At 32.4% G+C, this 25,297-nt stretch carries 21 protein-coding genes and 1 tRNA gene; 14 read left to right on the top strand and 8 right to left on the bottom strand.

Annotated features, from left to right (window positions below; all coding sequences use genetic code 11):
• Positions 1–68 precede the first annotated feature (68 nt).
• Positions 69–2,264 (top strand): DNA helicase RecQ, encoded by a 2,196-nt coding sequence (recQ, locus tag F6464_RS04100; RefSeq protein ID WP_151106542.1) that lies wholly within the window; start codon positions 69–71, stop codon positions 2,262–2,264.
• Between the two features lie 11 nt (positions 2,265–2,275).
• Here recQ and F6464_RS04095 read toward each other — a convergent pair whose 3' ends face one another.
• Entirely contained in the window at positions 2,276–2,515 is a 240-nt protein-coding gene (locus tag F6464_RS04095; RefSeq protein ID WP_151106541.1) for a hypothetical protein, read from the bottom strand.
• A gap of 160 nt (positions 2,516–2,675) precedes the next feature.
• Here F6464_RS04095 and F6464_RS04090 point away from each other — a divergent pair, with 160 nt between their 5' ends.
• A complete protein-coding gene (locus tag F6464_RS04090) occupies positions 2,676–4,241 on the top strand; it encodes an NAD(P)/FAD-dependent oxidoreductase (RefSeq protein ID WP_151106540.1) in 1,566 nt (521 codons plus the stop codon).
• A gap of 179 nt (positions 4,242–4,420) precedes the next feature.
• Positions 4,421–6,001 (top strand): NADP-dependent glyceraldehyde-3-phosphate dehydrogenase, encoded by a 1,581-nt coding sequence (locus tag F6464_RS04085; RefSeq protein ID WP_151106539.1) that lies wholly within the window; start codon positions 4,421–4,423, stop codon positions 5,999–6,001.
• Positions 6,002–6,066: 65 nt separating this feature from the next.
• Here F6464_RS04085 and msrA read toward each other — a convergent pair whose 3' ends face one another.
• Together msrA and msrB are read right to left on the bottom strand one after the other, a co-directional pair.
• Entirely contained in the window at positions 6,067–6,687 is a 621-nt protein-coding gene (msrA, locus tag F6464_RS04080) for a peptide-methionine (S)-S-oxide reductase MsrA (protein WP_151106538.1), read from the bottom strand.
• Between the two features lies 1 nt (position 6,688).
• Positions 6,689–7,249 (bottom strand): peptide-methionine (R)-S-oxide reductase MsrB, encoded by a 561-nt coding sequence (msrB, locus tag F6464_RS04075; RefSeq protein ID WP_151106537.1) that lies wholly within the window; start codon positions 7,247–7,249, stop codon positions 6,689–6,691.
• 244 nt (positions 7,250–7,493) lie between these two features.
• Here msrB and idi point away from each other — a divergent pair, with 244 nt between their 5' ends.
• From idi to F6464_RS04045, 6 genes are all read left to right on the top strand, one after another.
• Entirely contained in the window at positions 7,494–8,021 is a 528-nt protein-coding gene (gene idi / locus F6464_RS04070; protein WP_151106536.1) for an isopentenyl-diphosphate Delta-isomerase, read from the top strand.
• Between the two features lie 26 nt (positions 8,022–8,047).
• Positions 8,048–8,458, top strand: a complete 411-nt coding sequence (locus tag F6464_RS04065; RefSeq protein WP_151106535.1) for a 6-pyruvoyl trahydropterin synthase family protein — start codon at positions 8,048–8,050, stop codon at positions 8,456–8,458.
• Positions 8,458–8,916, top strand: coding sequence for a peroxiredoxin (locus tag F6464_RS04060; protein WP_151106534.1), 459 nt, complete (start codon positions 8,458–8,460; stop codon positions 8,914–8,916). Before F6464_RS04065 ends, F6464_RS04060 begins: the two co-directional genes overlap by 1 nt.
• Positions 8,917–8,968: 52 nt before the next feature.
• Positions 8,969–9,937 carry a type I phosphomannose isomerase catalytic subunit gene (locus F6464_RS04055; RefSeq protein ID WP_151107123.1) on the top strand — a complete coding sequence of 323 codons (969 nt, stop codon included), beginning with the start codon at positions 8,969–8,971 and terminating at the stop codon, positions 9,935–9,937.
• A gap of 65 nt (positions 9,938–10,002) precedes the next feature.
• Complete coding sequence (locus F6464_RS04050) at positions 10,003–10,272, top strand: hypothetical protein (RefSeq protein ID WP_151106533.1); 270 nt, start codon at positions 10,003–10,005, stop codon at positions 10,270–10,272.
• Between the two features lie 75 nt (positions 10,273–10,347).
• Positions 10,348–10,421, top strand: a tRNA-Thr gene (locus F6464_RS04045).
• A gap of 99 nt (positions 10,422–10,520) precedes the next feature.
• Here F6464_RS04045 and F6464_RS04040 read toward each other — a convergent pair.
• The 4 genes from F6464_RS04040 to F6464_RS04025 form a co-directional block, all read right to left on the bottom strand.
• Positions 10,521–11,231 (bottom strand): DUF4369 domain-containing protein, encoded by a 711-nt coding sequence (locus tag F6464_RS04040; protein ID WP_151106532.1) that lies wholly within the window; start codon positions 11,229–11,231, stop codon positions 10,521–10,523.
• Positions 11,232–11,314: 83 nt separating this feature from the next.
• Positions 11,315–13,180 carry a M61 family metallopeptidase gene (locus F6464_RS04035; protein WP_151106531.1) on the bottom strand — a complete coding sequence of 622 codons (1,866 nt, stop codon included), beginning with the start codon at positions 13,178–13,180 and terminating at the stop codon, positions 11,315–11,317.
• A 158-nt stretch (positions 13,181–13,338) separates the two neighbouring features.
• Positions 13,339–13,617: a DUF2805 domain-containing protein gene (locus F6464_RS04030; protein WP_151106530.1), complete on the bottom strand. Its 279-nt coding sequence runs from the start codon at positions 13,615–13,617 to the stop codon at positions 13,339–13,341.
• 254 nt (positions 13,618–13,871) lie between these two features.
• A complete protein-coding gene (locus F6464_RS04025; protein ID WP_151106529.1) occupies positions 13,872–14,474 on the bottom strand; it encodes an alpha-ketoglutarate-dependent dioxygenase AlkB family protein in 603 nt (200 codons plus the stop codon).
• A gap of 111 nt (positions 14,475–14,585) precedes the next feature.
• On the opposite strand from F6464_RS04025, the gene F6464_RS04020 reads away from it, so the two are divergent.
• From F6464_RS04020 to F6464_RS04005, 4 genes are all read left to right on the top strand, one after another.
• Complete coding sequence (locus F6464_RS04020) at positions 14,586–14,972, top strand: hypothetical protein (RefSeq protein ID WP_151106528.1); 387 nt, start codon at positions 14,586–14,588, stop codon at positions 14,970–14,972.
• 170 nt (positions 14,973–15,142) lie between these two features.
• Positions 15,143–16,222: an efflux RND transporter periplasmic adaptor subunit gene (locus tag F6464_RS04015; RefSeq protein WP_151106527.1), complete on the top strand. Its 1,080-nt coding sequence runs from the start codon at positions 15,143–15,145 to the stop codon at positions 16,220–16,222.
• 24 nt (positions 16,223–16,246) lie between these two features.
• Complete coding sequence (locus F6464_RS04010; RefSeq protein ID WP_151106526.1) at positions 16,247–19,414, top strand: efflux RND transporter permease subunit; 3,168 nt, start codon at positions 16,247–16,249, stop codon at positions 19,412–19,414.
• On the top strand, positions 19,407–20,837 hold the full coding sequence (locus F6464_RS04005; protein WP_151106525.1) for a TolC family protein: 1,431 nt from the start codon (positions 19,407–19,409) through the stop codon (positions 20,835–20,837). The genes F6464_RS04010 and F6464_RS04005 overlap by 8 nt, the downstream gene beginning before the upstream one ends.
• Positions 20,838–21,187: 350 nt before the next feature.
• Here F6464_RS04005 and F6464_RS04000 read toward each other — a convergent pair whose 3' ends face one another.
• Positions 21,188–21,589, bottom strand: a complete 402-nt coding sequence (locus tag F6464_RS04000; RefSeq protein ID WP_151106524.1) for a DUF2721 domain-containing protein — start codon at positions 21,587–21,589, stop codon at positions 21,188–21,190.
• 191 nt (positions 21,590–21,780) lie between these two features.
• Here F6464_RS04000 and F6464_RS03995 point away from each other — a divergent pair, with 191 nt between their 5' ends.
• Positions 21,781–25,200, top strand: a complete 3,420-nt coding sequence (locus F6464_RS03995; protein WP_151106523.1) for a gliding motility-associated C-terminal domain-containing protein — start codon at positions 21,781–21,783, stop codon at positions 25,198–25,200.
• The last annotated feature ends 97 nt before the right edge of the window (positions 25,201–25,297 follow it).

Below are 25,297 nucleotides of genomic sequence, written 5' to 3'. Positions count from 1 at the left end.
TTGTAAGTGTAAAAGAAATTAGTATCTTTATGTGTTGCAAATTTATACAAAAATACCATTAACAAAGAATGAATTCAAACGAAATTGACATACACAAAGAACTAAAAAAATATTTTGGTTTTAACCAATTTAAAGGTTTACAAGAACAGGTTATAAAAGCGATATTGGCAAAAGAAAATACTTTCGTAATTATGCCAACAGGTGGTGGAAAATCGTTATGTTACCAATTACCCGCTTTAGTTCAAGGAGGAACAGCAATCGTGGTCTCCCCGTTAATTGCCTTAATGAAAAATCAGGTCGATGCCATTAGAAGTTTATCTTCTGAAAATGGAATCGCTCACGTACTCAATTCATCGCTTACCAAAACAGAGATTACTCAAGTTAAGAAAGATATTACTTCAGGTTTAACAAAACTTTTATATGTTGCTCCAGAATCGCTAACTAAAGAAGAATATGTCAATTTTCTTCAAAATGTGCCTATTTCATTTGTCGCTATTGATGAGGCGCATTGCATCTCTGAGTGGGGACACGATTTTAGACCGGAATACAGAAATCTTAAAAACATCATTAAGCTATTAGGAGACGTTCCAGTTATAGGATTAACAGCTACTGCAACACCAAAAGTACAAGAGGATATTCTAAAAAATTTAGAGATGTCAGATGCAACCACTTTTAAAGCTTCTTTCAATAGGCCTAATTTATTTTATGAAGTTCGAACAAAAACTAAAAATATAGAATCGGATATTATTCGATTTATCAAACAACACAAAGGAAAATCAGGCATTATCTATTGCTTGAGTCGCAAAAAAGTAGAGGCTATTGCCGAAGTTTTACAAGTAAACGGAATTAGTGCGGTACCCTATCATGCAGGACTTGATGCTAAAACCAGAGCCAAACATCAAGATATGTTTCTTATGGAAGATGTTGATGTAGTGGTTGCTACCATTGCATTTGGAATGGGAATCGACAAGCCTGATGTTCGTTTTGTGATTCATCATGACATTCCAAAATCATTAGAAAGTTATTACCAAGAAACAGGTCGTGGCGGTCGTGATGGAGGCGAAGGACATTGTTTAGCCTATTATTCCTATAAAGATGTAGAAAAATTAGAAAAATTTATGTCAGGAAAACCTGTTGCTGAACAAGAAATTGGTTTTGCATTGTTGCAAGAGGTTGTAGCTTATGCCGAAACTTCTATATCAAGAAGAAAATTTCTATTGCATTATTTTGGTGAAGAATTCGACAGCGAAACAGGAGACGGGGCTGATATGGATGATAATGTTCGAAATCCTAAAACTAAAGTAGAAGCACAAAAACAGGTGGTTACCTTGCTGGAAGTAGTTCGCGACACCAAGCATTTATACAAATCTAAAGAAATAGTTTTCACATTAATTGGTCGTGTAAATGCTATGATAAAAGCGTATAGAACTGATACGCAACCTTTTTTCGGAGTAGGAAAAAACTTCGAAGAACGTTATTGGATGGCATTAATTCGCCAAGTTTTAGTGGACGGATTATTATCTAAAGATATTGAAACCTACGGAATTGTTAAAGTAACCGAAAAAGGATTAAATTTTATTAAGAATCCCGTTTCATTCCTGATGTCAGAAGATCACGAATATAACGAAACCGAAGATGAAGCAATTGTAACGGCAGCAAAATCTACAGGAACTGCCGATGAGGTTTTAATGTCTATGTTGCGTGATTTAAGAAAAAAAGTAGCCAAAAAATTAGGTGTTCCTCCGTTTGTAGTGTTTCAAGATCCATCATTAGAAGACATGGCTTTGAAATATCCAATTTCTTTAGATGAACTGGGAAATATACATGGAGTTGGAGAAGGAAAAGCCAAGAAATACGGAAAAGAATTTGTAGAATTAATAAGTCGTTATGTAGATGATAACGATGTTATTCGTCCTGATGATTTAGTTGTAAAATCTACTGGAGCCAATTCGGCAAACAAGTTATACATTATTCAAAATATAGACAGAAAATTATCTTTAGAAGATATTGCTTCCGCTAAAGGCATGAATATGGATGCTTTAATAAAAGAAATGGAGCAGATTGTAAACTCAGGAACAAAGCTCAATATTAAATATTGGATAGATGACCTATTAGATGATGATCAACAGGAAGAAATTTATGATTTTTTTATGGAATCAGAATCTGATAATATAGAACATGCTTTAAAGGAATTTGATGGTGATTATGATATTGACGAATTGCGTTTAATGCGAATTAAGTTTATTAGCGAAGTAGCGAATTAGAGTTCTAATTTTTATCCTTCATATAGTTCCCCACGATGAGGTTTCAAGGTATCACGAATCACTATCATGTTTTCATCCGTAACTACCATAAAAGCAATAGCATGCATTTCGTTTTTAATTTCGAAACCAGTAATGTTTAAAGAAAACTTTTCGATAGATATGAATTCTTTTAAATGAATTTCATGATGTTCAGCCGTTTTTGAGGAAGTAGGTCCACGAAAATCCCATATCAATTTTATTTTTCTAGACATTTTTTGAGGTACAAATATTTTTAGTGGCTAAGATACAAAGTATAATTTGAAAATGGTTTCTAAATTCTACAATCAAAATTCACTTCAAAATACTATTTTTGCATATTGATTCTGTTTTTCGAATAAACGATTAAACTAATCAATGAATAAACACTATAAAATGCCAAAAGAACTTCTTATTCAAGTATCTCCAGAAATAGCTTCAAACGAGTCATTACTCAAAGACTATTTGGCTAAGGAAATAAAAGTTACTTCAAAAGAAATTCAACATATCACTATTCAAAAACGTTCGGTAGATGCTCGTCAAAAAGCAATTAAAATCAATTTAAAATTATTGATTTTTTTACAGAATGAGCCATTTTTTGAACAAAGAATACAACTTCCAGAGTATAAAGACGTTTCCAATGCTCAAGAAGTAATTGTTGTTGGCGCTGGTCCGGCTGGACTTTTTGCTGCTTTACAATTAATAGAATTGGGATTGAAACCAATAGTAATTGAACGTGGAAAAGATGTTCGTGGACGTCGACGAGATTTAAAAGCCATAAATGTCAATCATATTGTAAACGAAGATTCCAATTATTGTTTTGGAGAAGGCGGTGCGGGAACTTATTCGGACGGAAAACTATATACAAGATCTAAAAAGCGTGGAGATGTTACTAGAATTCTAGAACTTTTAGTTGCATTTGGAGCTTCGGAAGATATTTTAATTGAAGCGCATCCGCATATTGGAACTAATAAATTACCTCAAATTATTCAGGACATTCGAGAAAAAATTATCGAAATGGGAGGGAAGGTGCTATTCGAAACCCGACTAACGGATATTTTAATCAAAAACAATGAATTTCAAGGCATTGTTACTCAAAACGGAGACAGCATTGCAGCGTCAAAAATAATATTAGCAACAGGACATTCTGCTCGCGATATCTTTGAATTATTAGATAGAAAAAAGGTATTTATAGAAGCCAAACCATTTGCTTTGGGCGTAAGAGCAGAACACCCTCAATCCTTAATAGATAGTATTCAGTACAGTTGTGATTATAGAGGTGAGTTGCTGCCTCCAGCACCTTATTCGATTGTAAAACAAGTTAACGGACGAGGAATGTATTCGTTTTGTATGTGTCCGGGTGGTGTAATCGCTCCTTGTGCAACAAGTCCAGGAGAAGTAGTTACAAATGGTTGGTCGCCATCAAAGCGAGATCAAGCAACAGCCAATTCAGGAATAGTTATTGAATTAAAATTAGATGATTTTAAACCATTTGCTAAATTTGGTGCATTAGCTGGAATGGAATTTCAAAAAAGTATTGAGCAAAAAGCTTGGCGTTTAGCAGGTTCTACTCAAAAAGTACCAGCCCAACGTATGGTTGATTTTACTCAAAATAAAGTTTCTTCGTCTATCCCAAAAACATCATATGTCCCTGGAACCACTTCTTTAGAAATGGGACAGATTTTTCCAAGTTTTTTAGCCCAAATATTAAGAGAAGGTTTTACTGAATTTGGAAAATCGATGCGAGGATATCTTACTAATGAAGCAATCTTGCATGCACCAGAAAGTCGAACATCATCACCCGTTAGAATACCAAGAGATTCAGAAACATTAGAACATCTTCAAATAAAAGGGTTGTATCCATGCGGTGAAGGTGCTGGTTATGCCGGTGGCATAATTTCAGCGGCCATTGATGGGGAGAAGTGTGCTTTGATGGTTGTGAAAAGTTTGAAACATTTTTGAATTATTTCTGTAATGATTTATTTTAAAAAAGCATAAATTGTTATTAATAATTCAATAAAAAATTAAATTTCAGAAATATATTGAGATATGAATAATTTGTTTTTTGATTGTTAAGGACAAAACAAAAGGCCAATATATTGTTAGGTAAAAAGTTGTATTTTTAGCAAAAATTTTTAACAATGATTTCGATACCAGAAGAATTTCAAATTAGTACACCAATTGTTCAAGATACCTATTTAGTAAATGGCGAACTAAAAAAATGGACAGGGCAAACAACGCCAGTATTCTCTACAATTTCATCTACTGAAAAATACGAACCAACTTTATTAGGGTCTATTCCTTTTATGGGAGAAACCGAAGCTTTAGAAGCGGTTACAGCAGCTGATGTCGCATTTAATAATGGACAAGGCTTGTGGCCAACGATGAAAGTGGCTGATCGCATTAAATGCATGGAAAAGTTCGTAACTCAAATGAAAACTACTAGAAGTGAAGTAGTTAAACTTTTGATGTGGGAAATTGGAAAAACATTAGGAGATTCTGAAAAAGAGTTTGACAGAACAGTTGAATATATTTATGATACCATTGATAGTTATAAAGAATTAAATGCTAGAAGTGCTCATTTTTCTAAAGTTCAAGGAATAAATGCTATGGTGCGCAGAGGACCATTAGGAGTTGTGCTATGTCTTGGGCCTTATAATTATCCATTAAATGAAACCTTCTCATTATTGATTCCTGCATTAATTATGGGAAATCCTGTAATTTTTAAACCAGCGAAGCATGGAGTTTTATTAATATCACCTTTGTTAGAAGCGTTTAAAAGTAGTTTCCCAAAAGGAGTTATAAACATTTTATATGGTAGAGGTAGAGAAGTTGCATCTCCAGTGATGAAATCAGGAAAAGTAGATATTTTAGCTTTGATAGGAAACAGTAAATCAGCAATTGCTTTGCAAGATCAGCATCCTAACAAAAACAGATTGCGTTTAATTTTAGGATTAGAAGCCAAAAATCCAGCAATTATTCTTCCAGATGCCGATTTAGATTTGGCTATTCAGGAATGTATTGCAGGATCGTTATCTTTTAATGGGCAACGTTGTACTGCATTAAAAATCCTGTATGTGCATGAAACAATAGCGGATGAGTTTAATAAACGTTTTGCTGCTAAAGTTGATAGTTTAACTTTTGGAAATCCTTGGGAAAAAGGAGTCTCTTTGACACCATTACCTGAGAAAGAAAAACCAGCTTACATTCAGGAATTGATTGACGATGCCACTAAAAATGGCGCAAAAGTCATTAATGAGAAAGGCGGTCAACATTCAGCAAATTTTATTTTCCCAGCTGTTTTATTTCCAGTAAATAAAAACATGAGAGTATATCATGAAGAGCAGTTTGGACCAGTTGTGCCAATTATGACTTTTAAAGATATTCAAGAGCCTTTAAATGATATGGCCGAGTCTAATTATGGACAACAAGTAAGTTTGTTTGGAAAAAACATCAAAACCATTGCTCCATTAATTGATACATTGGTTAATCTTGTTTCACGTGTAAATTTAAATAGTTCTTGTCAAAGAGGACCAGACGTTTTTCCATTTACAGGACGTAAAGATTCTGCTGTAGGAACATTGAGTATTCATGATGCCTTGCGTTCGTTCTCTATTCGAACTTTTGTAGCTTCAAAAGACAATGACTATAACAACGAGATTTTACAAGCGTTATTGAATAGTAAAGAATCTAATTTTATTAATACAGATTATATATTATAAAATGTATCAAAGTAGTAAAAAAAGCCATGAACAATTTTTATGTTTATGGCTTTTTCTTTTAATAACTATTTTCTTTTTAATCGGTCTTTAAAAACTTTTTCAAATTTTTCAATCTTGGGTTGAATGACCATTTGGCAATACCGTTGACTTTTATTATTTTCATAATAATTCTGATGGTATTCTTCAGCTTTATAAAACTTTGAAAAAGGCTCTAATGTAGTAACGATAGGACTTTTATATACTTTAGCTTTTTTTAATGCACTTATAATGGTTTGAGCGACCAGTTTTTGTTTTTCATTTTTATAAAATATTACTGAACGGTATTGTGTGCCAACATCGGCTCCTTGTCTGTTTAAAGTGGTTGGATCATGAACGGTAAAAAAGACTTTAAAAATTTCATCTAAATTAGTACTATTTGTGTCATACGTAATTTGAACAACCTCAGCAGCGCCTGTTCTTCCCGAAGAGACTTCATCATAAGTAGGATTGCTAACACTTCCTCCAGAAAATCCCGAGACAACTGATTTTACTCCTATAAGATTTTCGTAAACGGCTTCAACGCACCAATAGCAACCACCGCCAATTACTATGGTTTCTAAATTAGGTTCTGATTTCATTTTATTTTTCTCTATTTTTTGCCCAAACATATTTGTTGCTATAAGGCATAGTAGTATTAAATTTTTCATCTTATTTAGTATCAGGTTCAAATTCTAAAGAAACGGCATTCATACAGTATCTTTTTCCGTTAGGTTCTGGGCCATCATCAAAAAGATGTCCTAAATGGCTGTTGCATCTGCCACAAAGTGCTTCAATTCTGCGCATTCCATAGGAGTTGTCGTTTTTAAAAACAATACTTGATTTATTTTCTTGTTCAAAAAAACTAGGCCAACCACAACTGCTTACAAATTTTTGATTTGAACGAAATAATTTGTTGCCACAAACTGCACAATAATAAGTTCCCTTAGTTTCAGAATTCCAAAGTGTGCCCGTAAAAGCTCTTTCTGTATTGGCCTTTCGTGCCACTTGATACAAATCTTCGGGTAGTATTTTTTTCCATTCTGAGTCAGAAACAGTAAGTTTTTCAGTACTTGTTCTAGAATAATACGGATTATCTGATGTATTCATTTTATTTTCCATAGGATTAGATTTTTTTGTTTCTACTTTATTAGTTTGATTTTGGCCACATGCTTGAAAAATTAACATCGGCAGCATCAATACTACATTTAAAATAAACAACCTTTTTTTCATAATTTTTAGTTTTTAATTTCACTACAAATTTACAAGCGAATTTACACTTTGAAATGTCAGTTAGTTTACAATTAGACTTTCATTTAAATAAACTTTAACGTTTAAAATCGTTTAACTTATCAACTATAAATTTAGGAAGACTATCGGTTTTGATGGCTATCAAACACTAGTTAAACTTTTCACAAATTTAAAAAGTAAGCAAAGACCATTTCTTTTTTTGTATTTTTGACATTCACAAAATCCTATGAAAGAAGAAGAAGTAATTTTAGTGAACGAAAACGATGAGCAAATTGGATTAATGCCAAAATTAGAGGCTCACCAAAAAGCAATTTTGCATCGTGCTTTTTCAGTTTTTGTTTTGAATAAAGACAACGAAATCATGTTGCAACAGAGAGCTCATCAAAAATACCATTCGCCATTATTATGGACAAATACTTGTTGCAGCCATCAACGTAATGGAGAGACAAATATAGAAGCGGGAACAAGAAGATTGTTTGAAGAAATGGGTTTTAAAGCAGAATTAAAAGAACTTTTTCATTTTATTTACAAAGCCCCTTTTGATAACGGATTGACCGAACACGAGCTCGACCATGTAATGATTGGTTACTTTAATGAGAGTCCAGTCATAAATCCAGAAGAAGTGGAAGATTGGAAATGGATGAAAATTCAAGATGTAAAAGAGGATATGATTTTGAATCCTGATATTTATACCGTTTGGTTCAAAATAATATTTGATGAATTTTACCATTTTATAGAAGATCATTCACTTTAACTTCAATTTTTAAAATCAAATTTATTATGAAAGTAACAATATCCAGAAAAGCCCATTTCAATGCAGCCCATCGATTGTATCGAAAAGATTGGACTTTTGAACAAAATGATTTGATTTTTGGCAAATGCAATAATCCTAATTTTCACGGGCACAACTACGAACTAATAGTTAGTGTAACTGGCGAAATAGACAAAGAAACAGGGTATGTTATGGATGTAAAATTCTTAACAGATATTATTAAAGAAGAAGTTGAAATCCCGTTTGATCATAAAAATCTTAATTTGGATGTTCCCGAATTTGAAAATCTAAATCCAACTGCTGAAAATATTGTAGTTGTAATTTGGAATAAGATTAGAAAAAAAATAAAATCAGAATTCGAATTAGAAGTAGTGCTTTACGAAACACCACGTAATTTTGTAACCTACAGAGGAGAATAATGGCACTTAAAGTAGGAGATAGAATACCCAATTTTACGGCAATAAACACTAATGGAACTGTTTTTGAAAGCCAATTTATAATAGGAAAAAAGCCTGTAGTAATTTATTTTTATCCTAAAGATGATACTCCAGGGTGCACCGCTCAAGCGTGTTCGTTTAGAGATCAATATGAAGATTTTACTGATTTAGGTGCTGAGGTTATTGGGGTTAGCAGTGACACTGTTGCTTCTCATCAAAAATTTGCAAAACAGCATCAATTGCCATTTATACTTTTATCCGATTCTAATAAAAAAATTAGAAATCTTTTTGGAGTTCCTTCGGGTTTGTTTGGATTACTTCCTGGAAGAGTAACTTATGTAGCCGATAAAAATGGAATCATAACATTAATATTTGATAATAGTTTGATGGCCACCAAACATATTCCAAAAGCATTATCCTCATTAAAAAAATTATCATAGTTTTGTTCATCACTATTAATTTTTACAATAGAAAAGTTTCCAAAAAAAGATGATAAATTCAAAACTATACCCTTTATTGTTTAATCCAATTCTTAAAGAAAGAATTTGGGGAGGGACGAAACTAAAGTCGTCACTAAATAAGCCTATAACTTCGGATATTACAGGAGAAAGCTGGGAATTATCCACAGTTGAAGGTGATGTAAGTGTTGTTTCAAACGGTCATTTAGCTGGAAAAACATTAATCGAAATTATAAATGATTTTCCAAATGAACTTCTTGGAACTGAAGTTTACAAACGTTTTGGCAAACAATTCCCATTGCTTTTTAAGTTTTTAGATGCTAGAGAAGATTTGTCTATTCAGGTGCATCCTAATGACGAATTGGCAAAAAAACGTCATAATTCTTTTGGTAAAACCGAAATGTGGTATATCATGCAAGCCGATGAAAATGCTAGAATTATAGTTGGTTTTAAAGAAAAATCGAATGCAAAAGAATACATCGAAAATTTAGAAAACAAAACAGTATTATCGATTCTAAATGATGTAAAGGTAAAAGCTGGCGATGTTTTCTTTTTAGAAACTGGAACCGTTCACGCCATAGGAGCTGGATTGCTAGTTGCCGAAATTCAGCAAACGTCTGATATTACATATCGTATTTATGATTTTGACAGGGTAGATGCGCAAGGAAATACCAGAGAATTGCACGTCGATTTGGCTTTGGAAGCTATCAATTACAATAAAACAGAAACTAAAAAAGAGTATACTAGAATTGCGAATGCGTCTAATAAAATAGTGAATTGTGACTATTTTACAACCAATTTTATTCCTCTTGACGGAATTATTTCTGTGGATAAAAACGGAAATTCATTTACAGTTTATATGTGTGTAGATGGTTTTTTTGAAATTGTAGCCAATGAAACTTTCTATCACTATAAAAAAGGGGATACGGTATTAATACCTGCTTCATTAACAGAATATAAGTTGTCAGGAAAAGGGTCGATTTTAGAAATTTACATTTCGTAGTAGGTTATAGAAAGATTATATGTATTTTTGCACCCGAATTAAGAAATTTAAAAATTAAGAATACCATGGCAAACGTTAAAAATTTAAAAAAAGACATTAACTACGTTTTAGGAGATATTATAGAAGCGGTTTACTTATTTGAAATGTCGACTACGGGAAAACCAACTGAAGCAACTAACGCTTTGATTGATGAAGCAATCGCCACTTTTGATACTTTAATTACTAAAGTAAACGCTAAAAAAGTAGAAAACAAAAAAGCACATTTCAAACAAATAAATGTTGAATTAGAACAAGCTGCAAATCAATTGGTTGCTAAAATCAATGAATTGCAATAAAAAAAGTCAATAAAAAAGTGTTGTTTTATTTTGCAAATATAAAATACACTTCTATATTTGTAATCATATAATACCGCCAGCGTAGCTCAGTTGGCTAGAGCAGCTGATTTGTAATCAGCAGGTCGTGGGTTCGAGTCCCTCCGCCGGCTCAAGAGACCGTTCCAGTTTTGGGACGGTCTTTTTGTTTTTATACCTGTTTGAAGTTATTTCAATTTTCGTATAATTATTTCAAAAGTTGCTAAGTGATTTTACTCTTGTTTCTTTCTCTCTTTATAAAATTGAATTAATTTTTTTCCGTAAAGTGATTGTGCAATTTTTGGTGTCATCGATTTTTGTATTGTATCTAAATATTTTAAATTGATATTTGAAATCTCAGTTAATGCAACATAAGGAGCAATTTCATAGTCTTTATTGTTGAGCGCAAAATTAGTGGTAAATAAATACCTTCTTTTTAAGTTTAGATTTTGTTTTGCTTCTATACTATCAACCTTTCTAAAGTTCTTGTTTTTATAAGCATTGAATTTTAGCTCTGTTAAAGATAAATTTTCATCATTGAAACGAGAAGTGATTTTTTTAAATTCGTCGTATTTATCCTGATTTTTAGACCCCGTTATTTTAGTATCAGAGTTAAAATAGTCTAAACTCGTTTGAATGTCTATAGTTCCAGCTTCGGCAAAGAATGATAAATTATTATCTAACGAATTGGTAACGCCTCTATCCAAAAACAAATAATACATTTCAGGAGATTTAATAAATAAATCACTTGTAAAATGTGAATCTCCATTGATTTCAATAGTATCAATGGCTACGAGTGATGTATCGACTATTTTTTGAATATATAGGGTGCCTTTTTTTAATCCTTTTACGTTTCCTGTAATATGCAAATTGCTTTTAGATTCGGGTTTGTTGCAAGAGGAAATTATTACTAAAAAAAATACGGTAATGATAGAATATTTCACGTTTAGATACTTTTGGTATTTTACAAATAAATAAAAAAATCCCCAAATTCTTCATACAACTTGGGGATAATATTTTTTCAATTTTAACCTTTTAGCCAAGCTTCTTTTAGTTTGGTTTTGCTTTTATCTGATGCTTCATAGCCTTCTTTATCTTCAAAAGTAAGTTTGGTTTTTCCTTTTACGATTTGTTCTTTTCCATCACGCTTTATTTTTACAGTAATAAGTTCATCATTTTTCCATGATTCGCTTAAGGTTAGCATATCATAAATGTTTTCTAAATTGTAATTGATGTCATTTATAGCTAGTATCGCGTCACCGCCTTTTAAACCAAGTTCGTTAAAAAAATCATTCAATTCAATATTTGGAACAATACTTATCGTTTTAGTTTCAGGGTTTACAGTGATGTATGGCGTTTTGTCTTTTATAAATACGTTTCCAGGAACTTTTACATTTATTTTTGTAACACCTACTTTGGCAAAAAAAGTTTCATATGGAATTGGAGTTTCACCAGCAACATAAGTGGTTAAAAATGTGCCAACTTCTGGAAATGTAAATGCAGTAATTTTATCAAAAAGTTCATTGTCATTAAACGGTTTATTAGCACCATATTCATTAGATAATTTTTGCATTAAATCTAAAATTCCTCTTTCACCATTGCTTTTTTCTCTAATAATAATATCCAGACACATTCCTATCAAAGCGCCTTTTTCGTATACATTTAAGTATTGATCTTTATACGGCTGGTTTAGTACGTTTTCACTCATTTTAGTAAAAGACATCGTGTCGTTAAGCTCATTAGCATTGGCTATCTTTCCTGACATTCTTTCGTAAAATTCTTCTTCAGAAATCAAACCTTGATTGATCTGAAATAAATTGGCAAAATATTCCGTAACGCCTTCATACATCCATAAGTGTTCTGACATTTTTGGGGTGGTGTAATCAAAAAATTGAATCTCCTTAGAATGAATGGTTAATGGGGTTACAATATGAAAAAATTCATGCGATACAACATCTTTCAATTGTTCTGATAACTCTTCTAGAGGCATTGCTTCAGGCATAACAACAGTTGTTGCTGTAGGATGTTCTAGAGCTCCAAAACCTTTTGCATCATTGCTTTTTTCAACATCCGATAAATAAATGAGAACACTATATTTTTTTGTAGTATTAAATGTGCCTAAAAAATTCTTTTGTGCCGACATCATTTTTTTCATTTCTGGTGTTAAACTCTCAGCAGTATGAATTCCGTTTGGAGAATACACAGCAATTAGAATATCCATACCGTTAATGGTAAATGAAGTATAATCTGGTTTAGAGTACATAATTGGATTTTCAACCAATTCGGCATATCTGCTGGTAGTAAAAACATCGCTAGCGTCACTCGAGTCTATGTCAGTCATCGATGTTGCTCCCCATAATGAAGCAGGGTGAGTAATGGTTACTTTATAATCAATTTCATCAGAAATACCTGAAAAATAACCGATAAAACAGTGTGTGTTTAGCATAATGTTTTTACCCTCTTCTATGTTTGATCCCGCTGGAGAAAAGATATCTGTTTTGCCAAAACCGTCTCCAATTTCAGTATCAAAAGTATCATTTACGTTATAGGTAATTTTAATTACCTTTTTAGCATTACTTATTTGCCAAGTATTGTCATCAATTTTTGAGACAGAAACTGCTTCGCCTTTATTAGTATAGGCTTTTAGGTTGTCAATGTATTTGCCATAATTGTCTTCAGTATAGGTTCCAGGAACGATTTTTGGAAGATGGTAAAGTACTTCTTCAGTCTTGAATTTGGGTGGAGTAATAGTAACACTAACTTTGTCGTCTTTTATACTATTTAAATCGATAGTAGCTTCAACTTGATCTTTAAATTTGTTTTGACTGTTGGCATTAAAATTAAATAAAGACCCTATAAATACTATTAATAGGATTGTTTTTTTTGTAAACATTTTTATATTTTTTCAGATAAGGCCTCAAAAGTATAAAATTGTTAATCATTTTAAATCATTTTTAAATAATTAACAATAAAAATTACAAATTTCTGTAATTGTGTTTTTTATAAATACAATTTGAACAAAAAAAACTCTTGAAGAACAAGAGTTGAAATTTAATCGAATTTATTTTTTATATAATATTTACCGTCTAAATCGTCATCAAAATCATCGATTTTGATTTGCTTTGGTTTAGGCTTAGCTGCATTGGCTTTCTTCTTCCAAATTTCAAATTTATCAGCAGTTAACTTTTTTTTCATGATTTCAAGAACATCTTTTTCATCAATTCCTAACTCTTTTTTGATGATTTCGAAAGGATTTCTTTCTTCTAAAGCTAATGTAATTAGTCTTTCGGATTGTTCCCAATTTAATTCTATACGCTTACTTTTCTTCATTACTTGAAAATTAATTCAGGTTTGGTTATTGTTTAAATTCTATATCAATATTAGTAAAAATAGTAATTACTTTTTAAAGATGAATAAAATTTTATTGATTTTTTATTTCTAAAGGGTTTTTTTTCTTTTTGGATGAATTTTGAATTGATTTTTGTGTAAATTGAGAGTAATAGCTTCGCATTTTACTCTTTTTTTGTTGTCTAAACGGGTTTATATTAAAGTAGAAAATTGTAAAAATTGAACACAAAAGGATATTACTTAATTTCACGAAACGTTAAATTTATTCTTGAGCCTACTGGTTTTGCAGTTTTAGGAATTTGATGTTTCCAAAAGTGTTGAGTTGTTCCTTTCATTAGCAATAAACTCCCATGTTCTAATACAATATTTTTTTTAAGGCTTTTATCAGTATTGTGCTTTAATTGAAATGTGCGTTCAGCTCCAAAACTGAGAGAAGCAATAACTGGATTTAGTCCAAGTTCCTTTTCATTATCGGCATGCCAACCGTTGCTGTCATTTCCATTTCGGTACTGATTTATAAGAACAGAGGTAAAATTTACGTTAGCTGGTTCTTCAACATAAAATTTTATTTTTTGTAATAAAACTGTCCAGTTGTGCGGTTGCATTTTTATGTTAGAATAGGAATAGGGCTTTCCTTCATTGCCATATAAAGCCGTTAGCCTAGGTTGCAGATGTGTTTTTCCGTAAACTGTTATCTTGTCGTGTTGCCAAAATGTGTTTTCTAATAATTCTTTATAAATTAAATCGGCTTCTATTTTATCAAAAAAATTAGGGTAATAAATTATTTCTGAATCTGGTAATTCAAGAAATACAGGTTCCGATTCAAATAGAGAGTTCATGGTTCAAAAATAATGTTAATTATAGTATTAAGAAATCGTTTTCGTTAGTTTATACTTTTATTAACTATATTTTTTTTCAAAATTTTAATTTTAACATTACTTTTGAGGCCAATGAGGATAGTTAAATTTATTTTATTTTTTATTATAATAGGAGGGATTGTTCCGTCCTATGCTTTACCTTATGATAATATAAATGGTTCTTTTGCAAAAAATCTTTCAAGTACTCAGTATCATAAATTTATAAATGAAACTAATAATTTTAAGTTATTAGATTATACCTATTTAGACATAGAGGAAGAATATTCAAGTGATGAAGACAATCATGATACCCTTGAAAAAAAAGCTTTTATTAAAAAAAACACTGTTGTTCTAAAATTATATTCTACACACTCCCTTTATTTCATTTCAAATTTTAAAGATAAAAGTTTTAAAATCCTTTTGCCTTCATATGGCAATTCACCACCTATTTATATTACTCAAAAAGTTTTAAGAATTTGATATAATTTACATCAGTACTAAAATTATAATACTGTTTTTGTGAACTTGTAATTATAGTGATTTCATTATATTTATGTTATTCTTATGTATTCTTCTTAATGCTGATGCCCTTTTATCTTTTTAAGGAATATCTTATTTCCTATTTATAAACGATTAAATTCCATTTTATCATGAACAGAAATGTCCTTTTTACAGGCTTAGTTGCCTTGTTGTGTCTTACAAGTTGTACAACTAAAAAACATGAAAAAGAAGAGTCTGGTAAGTTTACCGTTACCAATGCGGCCATTATTGATACTTCATTCACTAAAGAATACGTTTCTCAGATACGATCAGTTCGAGATATAGAGATACGAGCTCAGGAAAAAGGATTCTTACAAAGCATATATGTTGATGAAGGTCAGTATGTAAAACAAGGCCAATTGCTGTTTAAAATTATGCCAAAAATATACGAAGCCGAATTGCAAAAAGCGGAAGCTGAAGCAAATGCCGCTGAAATAGAGCTGCTAAATGCCAAGGCTCTTGTCGATAAAAACGTAGTTTCTAAAACGGAGCAAGCCATGGCTAAAGCCAAATTAGATCAAGCAAGAGCAGAAGTTTCTTTAGCAAAAACACATTTGTCCTTCACGGACATTAGAGCTCCTTTTGCTGGGATTATTGATCGAATTCCAAAGAAATTAGGTAGCCTTATTGAAGAAGGAGAATTGCTAACTACACTTTCAGACAATGTAAAAATGTTTGCCTATTTTAATGTTTCAGAACCTGAATATTTAGAATACCAATCGAATGTAAGCGGACGCGCCAGTAGCAATGTAAGTTTGCTTTTGGCAAATAATGAACTATTGAAATATAAAGGAAAAGTTGAGGTCATAGAGAGTGAATTTAATAGTGAAACAGGTAATGTTGCCTTTAGAGCCAGTTTCCCTAATCCTGATAAGTTACTTAAAAATGGAGAAACCGGAAAAGTACTCTTGTCAGTGCCTATTAAAAATGCATTAATTATTCCACAAAAAGCGACATATGAAGTTCAAGATAAAATATATGTTTTTGTTGTCGAAAAAAGCACAGTTAAATCAAGAGAAATTACTATTACAGGTGAAATGCCAGACTTATATGTTGTAAAAAGTGGCATAACTATAAATGATAAGATATTACTAGAAGGAGTTCAGAAAGTTAAAGATGACGATATAATTATATACGATTATTTAAAACCAAAAGAAGTGCTAGCCAACTTGAAATTAAAAGCAGAATAGGTCTAATCTTTAAATCGTAATCAAATGTTCAATAAATTTATTCAAAGACCCGTTTTATCGATAGTAATATCGCTAATGATTGTCTTGCTTGGAGTTTTGGCTCTAGTTCAGTTGCCTATAACATTATTTCCTTCTATATCACCACCTAAGGTAAATGTAACTGTTGCTTACCCTGGAGCAAATAACGAATTGTTAATTAAATCTGTAATCATTCCACTAGAAAGAGCACTTAATGGTGTTCCAGGAATGAAATATATAGCTTCGGATGCTGGAAATGATGGTGAAGGTACAATTCAAGTAATATTTAATTTAGGAACTGATCCCAATCAAGCCTCATTAAATGTTCAGAACAGAGTTGCCTCAGTTGTAAACAAATTGCCTCCAATTGTAGTGCGTGAAGGTGTAAAAATAACACGCGAAGAGTCTAATATGCTATTGTATGTCAATCTTTATAGCACTGACCCTAAAGCAGACCAAAAATTCCTTTTTAATTATGCAGATATAAACATTCTTTCAGAATTAAAAAGAGTAGATGGAGTTGGTGTTGCAGATATTTTAGGAAATAGAGAATATGCCATGCGTGTTTGGTTGAAGCCAGACCGAATGTTAGCCTATAAAATTTCTGCCGAAGAGGTAATGGAAGCATTAGCCCAACAAAGTTTGGAGGCATCTCCTGGTAAAACGGGCGAAAGCTCAGGCAAACGTTCGCAAGCATTTGAATATGTCTTGAAATATCCTGGAAGATTTACAACCCAAGAACAATATGGAAATATAGTTTTAAGAGCCAATCCTGATGGTGAATTGTTAAGATTAAAAGATGTAGCGAAGGTTGAGTTTGGAAGTTCAATGTATGATATCTATTCAAATCTAAACGGAAGACCATCAGCCGCTATTGTTTTAAAACAATCCTACGGAAGTAATGCCAGTCAAGTTATTAAGAATGTTAAAGAAAAATTAGCAGAGATAAAATCAAAATCGTTTCCAAAAGGAATGGATTATGAAATTAGTTATGACGTTTCTAAATTTCTAGATGCTTCGATAGAGAAAGTGTTGCATACATTAATTGAGGCATTTATTTTGGTGGGATTAGTAGTCTTTTTATTTTTAGGAGATTGGCGTTCAACTTTAATTCCCGCTATTGCTGTTCCTGTATCACTTATTGGGACATTTATGTTTATGCAATTTTTCGGAATTACATTAAACTTAATCACCTTATTCGCACTCGTGTTGGCTATTGGAATCGTAGTGGATAATGCTATTGTAGTAATTGAAGCCGTTCACTTTAAAATGGAAACCAAAAATTTAAAACCGATGAAAGCCACAAAAGAGGCTATGCACGAAGTTGCTGGTGCAATTATTGCAATTACTTTTGTAATGGCAGCGGTTTTTATTCCAGTGGCTTTCATGTCTGGTCCTGTAGGGATTTTCTACAGACAGTTTTCCATCACAATGGCTACATCAATTATTCTTTCAGGAGTTGTTGCATTAACACTTACTCCTGCGCTATGTGCAATGATGTTGAAAAATACACACGGACAACCTAAAAAAGCAACAATTGTAAATAGAATTGTTGATGGCTTTAATAAATGGTTCACCGGAGTTTCATCAAAATATAAAAATCTATTAGGTCTCATAGTAAATCGTAGAGTAGTTACCTACGGTATGTTAACTTTTTTCTGTGTAGGAACTTATTTTTTGAATGGAAGCCTTCCTTCTGGTTTTATTCCAAATGAAGATCAAGGTATGTTTTATGCAGTTATTCAAACTCCACCTGGTTCTACTTTAGAAAGAACCAACCAAATTGCAGAAAGATTGCAAAAAATTGCCGAAGGGATAGAAGGAGTTAAGTCAGTATCATCATTGGCTGGATATGAAATTCTAACAGAAGGTACAGGAGCAAATTCAGGGACTTGTTTAATTAATCTAAAAAATTGGGATGAACGTTCAAAATCTTCTCAAGAAATCATTAATGAATTGGAAGAAAAGTCGAAAGATATTCCTGGAGCGACACTTGAATTTTTTCAGCCTCCAGCCGTTCCAGGTTATGGAGCAGCAGGTGGTTTTGAGTTGCGTTTGTTAGACAAAGCAGGGTCAGGTGATTACAAAAAGATGGAAACAATAAGCAATGATTTTGTAAAAGAGCTTAACAAACGTCCTGAATTGTCGTCTGTATTTACTTTTTACAGTGCCAGTTTTCCTCAATATATGCTCGATATTGATAATGATATTGCTCAACAAAAAGGGGTAACTATTGAAAATGCAACCAATACACTCTCTACACTTATCGGTAGTAATTATGAAATAAGTTTTATTAAATTTGGTCGCCAATATAAAGTAATGGTCCAAGCATCTCCTGAATATAGAGCATTGCCAGAAGATATTATGAAGCTTTATGTAAAAAATAATCGTGATGAAATGGTGCCTTTTTCTGCTTTTATGAAAATGGATAAAGTTTATGGATTGTCAGAAATCACAAGACAAAACATGTACAACGCTTCAGAAATAAGCGGCCAGGCAGCTACAGGGTATAGTAGTGGAGAAGCTATTAAAGCCATTCAAGAAGTTGCTGAAAAAAAATTACCAAGAGGATATGGGATTGATTGGGCTGGTATTTCTAAAGATGAGGTAGGACGTGGCAATGAAGCAATATATATATTCCTAATTTGTTTAGGTTTTGTCTATCTTATTTTGGCCGCACAATATGAAAGCTTTATTTTGCCTTTTATAGTTATTCTTTCGCTTGTGGCAGGTATTTTCGGAGCTTTTTTATTTTTGAAGCTATTTGGTTTAGAAAACAACATTTATGCTCAAGTTGCTATGGTAATGCTAATAGGATTGTTGGGTAAAAATGCTGTATTAATTGTTGAGTTTGCTGTTCAGAGACACCGAGCCGGAGATTCCGTACTACAAGCTGCAATTGAAGGTTCTGCAATACGATTCCGTCCAATTTTAATGACCTCTTTCGCATTCATTGCAGGATTAATTCCTCTAGTTTTTGCGTCAGGACCTGGCAAAGTGGGTAATCGTACAATTGGTTCTGCGGCGGCAGGTGGAATGCTTATAGGAACCATTTTCGGAGTCCTACTTATACCAGGTTTGTATTACATATTTGGTATAATTTCTGAGAAAACAAAATTTGTAAAAAACGAAGAAGAAAATCCATTAACCGAAGAAATAGATCACAATGTATAAATTCAAAATATATAAGCACCTTATGCTACTAGGTATTGGTTTGGTAGTAGTTAGTTGTGCGCCAGTTTTAGTGCCAATAAATGAAAGTGCTAAAGTTCCAGACTCTTTTAATACTAGTTTAGACACTACAAATATGTCATCTGTTCCTTGGAAAAACTTTTTTAAGGATAATTATTTAGTGGATTTAATTGATGTAGCTTTAAAAAACAATCAGGAGCTTCTAATTACGTTACAGGAAATTGAAATTGCCAAAAATGATATACGTTTTAGAAAAGGAGCATTGTTACCAACGGTTGGTTTAAGAGCAGGGAGTGGAGTAGAAAAAGTAGGTAGATACACGAGTCAAGGAGCTGGTGATGCTACTACCGAAATAATGCCAGGAAAAGAATTTCCAGATCCTTTAACAGATTTGACCATTAGAGCCTATGCCCACTGGGAGGTGGATATTTGGAAAAAATTACGGAATTCAAAAAAAGCTGCCGTAAGTCGCTATTTATCTACAATTGAAGGCAAAAACTTTGTGTTAACTAATATTATTGCCGAAGTAGCTGATTCGTATTATGAATTGTTGGCACTTGATAACCAATTAGATATTGTAAGACAAAACATTATACTTCAAAACAATGCCTTAGAAATCGTAAAAATTCAAAAGGAGGCTGGTAGAACAACTGAGTTGGCTGTTCAAAAGTTTCAGGCTGAAGTAATGGGTTCAAAAAGTATGGAGTTTGAAATTTTGCAACGTATAAAAGAATCTGAGAATAGGATAAACTTTTTGTTGGGTCAATACCCGCAGGAAATAAAGCGTGAAAAGACAAATTTTTTAAGGTTGTTACCTGGAATAGTTCAATCAGGAATTCCTTCTCAATTATTAGTTAATCGTCCTGATATTAAACAAGCTGAATTAGAGCTAGTTGCCGCAAAAATAGATGTAAAAGTAGCTCGTGCTGAATTTTATCCATCTCTAGATATTTCAGCAGGTTTCGGACTACAAGCATTTAAAGCAAACTATTTGCTGACTTTGCCAGAATCTTTGCTTTATTCCTTAACTGGTGATATTGTAGGACCGCTTATTAACCGAAATGCGATTAAAGCAGAGTTTAAAAATGCTAATGCACGTCAATTACAGGCTTTGTATAACTATCAACGAACCATTTTAAATGCTTATTTAGAGGTTTCAAATCAGCTTTCGAAAATCAATAATTTACAAAATAGTTATGCTTTAAAATCTCAACAGGTTGATGCTATGAATAAGTCGATAGAAGTTTCTAATGATTTGTTTAAATCGGCACGAGTAGATTATTTTGAAGTACTAATGACACAACGAGATGCACTGGAAAATAAGTTAGATTTGATAGAGTCTAAAAAAGAATTGCTTAATGCCTCTGTATATGTCTATAGAGATCTTGGCGGAGGTTGGAAATGATGTAATTTTTAAATGAAAGAGCTGGAAAATATACCGGCTCTTTTTTTATAATAATAAATAGTAAAAGTATAAAAAGTCACACTTCTGAATCAACTTGTGATGTGTTTTTATAAATTAGTTCTATTACAATTGCTCCAAAATTGGTGCAAACCAAAACAGCCGAACGTTTTATTTTGCTTCGCACTGAATAAATATCGCTTGCGACAATGATTTAGTGGGATTTACAGAAGAATTGGCGAAAAAATTCTGCAAATAGTTTTTTCATTGTATTATAATTTAGTTAATAAATGGGTTAAGATTAAATTATTTAAAAAGCAATTAGAAATTCCAATACTAATTTATAATAAAAATCAATTCTTATCGTCTTCAACTAATCCGCTTAAATGCAATCTAAGTGCATCTGCAGAAATGCTAATTTCCCAAAAAGAAATACCCAAAGAAATAAGTAAGCTGAATAAACTTAAACCAAAAAAATAGATTCCGAATACTTCTTGGTCTATAAAAAGCATTAACATGGCGAAAACCGATAAAAACAAACTCAAAACTCCAAACATTTGCATATATCTAATAAGAGAAATTCTTAAATTTAGATTTTTTATTTCTAGTAAAATTTTAGAACTTTCTTTTTCTTCATAATTCTTTTTTAAACCACGAACAATTGTTGCAATAGTTAAAAACCGATTGGTATAAGCCAATAAAATTAAGGAAGTTGCAGAGAAAAGCAGTGCTGGGGTTTCAATATTTAAAGTCATAAGTTGTAGTTAAAATTAATTTAAGTTTAAAATTACTGCATTTTTTAACATATTACACTAGGGTTGTTGTAAAATTTGGCTAATTTTGTTTCAATTTCCAATTATTAATTAAATAACAATCATATAATAGTTATACTGAGTATAAAAATTAAAAATAATAATACATTGCATCTCTAAAATCTTCAAAATTAATGAAATTAAAAATCAAACTAAGCCTAGTATTTTTTATTGTTATAAATATTTTTAGTGCTCAAAAATCCTTTTCTCAATGTCCAACAATAGATTATGCACTTATCAATTCATGCGCAACAGGATCTACTGAAGGAGTAAATGAGTTTGTTGTATTTACAACCACTGTTAATGCTGCTACAAGAAATTATGAATTATATTATGATAATGATTCTAATGCAGTTGACAAACCACTCAATATTTTATCTGGAGAAAATGCAAGGGAAAAAAATGGAACAGGAACAATTACGTCTAAAAATTGTAGCTCAAGTTTAAATTTTGTGACATCGCCTAGCACCATAATTCCGTCGGGTAGCAAAGTAGTTTTTATTCCGTCTAATTTTGAGCAAGATTATGATTTTAGTATTCTATGTTCAGGAGTAGGGATTTATGTGGTTTACATAGATATTAATGCAAGTTCACCTACTCCTAATTGGCAGGCTGGAGGAACTTTTGGAAATACTCCAACTTCAAATAGATATTTACAAATTACAAATGGCTCAAGTAATTGTTCTTCTAATGTCAGAATTTTTGATAATGGATGGTCTTCGGATAAGGATGGAAATTTTGTCTCATGGAACGGTACAGGCGAATCTGCGTATGGTAATAATGGTTGTTCTTTTTCATTACCTCCTACTATTAATCCTGGAATTGTTTCAGAAATATGTTTTGGTTCTACAACTACAACTATGCCATATACTGTAACAGAAAATCCTGACAAGTATACAATTACTTGGAATACAGCTGCCTTGAGTTCAGGATTTACAAATATTGTTGATGGTAATTTAACTACATCACCATTAACAATTTCTATTTCTAGTTCAGCAAATCCGGGTACCTATACTGCAAGCTTAATTGTTACTAGTACAACTACAGGTTTGAGTAGTAGCCCACAAAATATTTCTGTAAAAATTAATGCAATACCAACATTAGTTGTAACACCAAACAATCGTTGCGGAGAGGGAGTTGTAGAATTATCTGCATTAAGTTCAGGTACAATTAATTGGTATAATCAATCTAGTGGTGGTGCTTCATTGGCAACGGGAAATGTTTTTACAACTCCTTCAATATCAGAAACTAAGATATATTGGCTAGAAGCAAAATTAGGCGATTGTACATCTTCAAGGTTGCCTGTTTCTGCGATTGTGAATACTGTAGTTATTCCTACTTTCGATGCCATTCCTACTATTTGTCAAAATGCAACTCCACCACTTTTACCAAATTTTTCTACCAATGTTCCTCCTATTTCAGGAACCTGGAATTCGGTTATAAATACAAGTGCTTTAGGTACTACCGAATATACTTTTACTCCTAATGCAGGACAATGTGGCACTACTACTAAGTTGCCTGTAACTGTTGATAGTTGTGGATTTGGTGTCTTTGCTTCAGCAGGTTGGTTGGCAAATTGCAACTTTCCTAGTGGTCAATTTTATAATATTACAGGTTCAGGTGTCGATTTAATTAATCCGAGCTCGCCAGAGGGTTCTTTTATTACTAATCTAGGTTCATACATTCAAAATTCTGGGGCATTAACTTTTGGTGGCGGTGAAATTAAAACATTTAAAGCTCCTACGGGCAATGTGTGTGGTGCGACCATGTTTTATAATGTACACCTTCAAACTGATCCAGCAGGTATTTTTACACCTTTAATATTAGATTTTTTTAGTGATTGTAATTCGGGTTCATTTAAAGGTGGAGGTCCTTGTAATGACAGAGATCAGAAATGGCAAACTGTTACTAGTGGTTTGTTAGATATGACGGCACTTTCTCCAGGAAATTACGTTTTAGAAGTGTATTATTCTGTTAATGGCGATGGTGATTCTAATTCACAATGCGATGATACGAAGCTAATTAATAACAACGGACTAAATTATAGATCTTCATTTTCTATTCAGGGAGCTCCGCAATATACGAGTACCAATCCCTCGACATGTTCGGGTAGTGAAGGGACAATTTCCATTTCAGCTTTGTTAGCCAGTACAAGTTATGAAGTTTCATACAATGATGATGCTGTAGCTGAAGGACCAATTACAATTTCCTCAGATGCTAGTGGAGTAATAGTTATTTCAGGTTTAAATGCAGGTAGCTATTCTAATTTTGTAGTAAAAGCAACTTGTGGTAGTTATACAAACAACACGCCTATCGTTTTAATTAACCCAGAATTGATTGCTTCAATTTCAAAAACAGATAATTCAGTTTGTCAGAGTGTAACAGTTCCTTGTAACGGTTCTGCAACTTTAACTCCAACTGGTTCGGGTTCGTATTCTTATTTATGGAACGATACTTTAGCACAAACCTCCGCAACCGCAACCGAACTTTGTCCAGGATCTTACAATGTATTAGTTACTGATTTGGTTTCTTTATGCAATGCAACTAAAACAATAACCGTTGGTAACACAGCAGTTTTACCAGTAATTACAAGTTTGTCGAAAGGAACTTCTCCAATATGCTCAGGATCGAATGCTGTTTTTACGATAAATGGCACATCTGGGGCAACAGTTTCTTATAGTATAAATACAGAGCCTGCACAAACTGTTGTTTTAAATGCATCAGGAAACGCTCAAGTAGTAGTCAATCAAGTTGCCTCAGACATAACAATTCTTCTAAGTCAAATAAGTTTGAGTTCTTGTAGTGTGACTGTAGCTAATACAGATATAGTTATTGTTTCAACTCCTCCTAATGCTGGAATTATAAGTGGTGATTCAGTAATTTGTTCAAACGGTAAAACTACTTTTTCTTCAACTGTATCAGGAGGTATTTGGTCGTCATCAGACAATTCAGCAGCAACTATAGACGCCACTAGTGGAGAAATTACAGTAGTTTCTAGCGGAACTGCTACAATGACTTATACTGTAGCAGGAACAGGCGGTTGTACTAATGTAGCAACTGAGCAACGATTGGTGACAATTAGCACAACACCTGTAGTCACTGTTTCTGGACGTTGTATAGGTAAAGAATATACTTTGGAAGCATTTCCAAGTAGTGGTGTAACCTATAAATGGTCTCAAGGAACTAGTCCATTACTAGAAACTAAGAATAAATTATCAGTAAAAATACTTGGCTCCTATACTGTCGAAATTAATAATTCAGGCTGTACAGCCGAGGCTACTAAAAATGTTACTTCTTTTTATTGTGATATCCCCAAAGGGATTTCACCAAATGGAGATGAGTCGAATGAGTATTTCGATTTGAGTAATCTTATTGTTAAGAAACTAGAAATTTTTAACCGTTATGGTGTAAAAGTATACAGTAAAACCAACTACAAAAAGGAATGGGACGGAAAAAGCGATGGTGGACAAGAGTTGCCAGACGCTACATACTACTATGTCATAGAAGAAGAAGGAAATACTCCTATAACTGGGTGGGTTTATATTAATAGATAATAAAATACCCTTATATTTGTTTTCTATAAAATAACTAAATTGTATTTACTACAATTTGAAGTTTATTTTATGTAAATGAATAAATGATTTAAATTTT

It is taken from the genome of Flavobacterium luteum (assembly GCF_008806775.1).
In the GTDB taxonomy this organism is placed as follows: domain Bacteria; phylum Bacteroidota; class Bacteroidia; order Flavobacteriales; family Flavobacteriaceae; genus Flavobacterium; species Flavobacterium luteum.
This window is presented reverse-complemented; position numbering and strand designations above follow the sequence as displayed.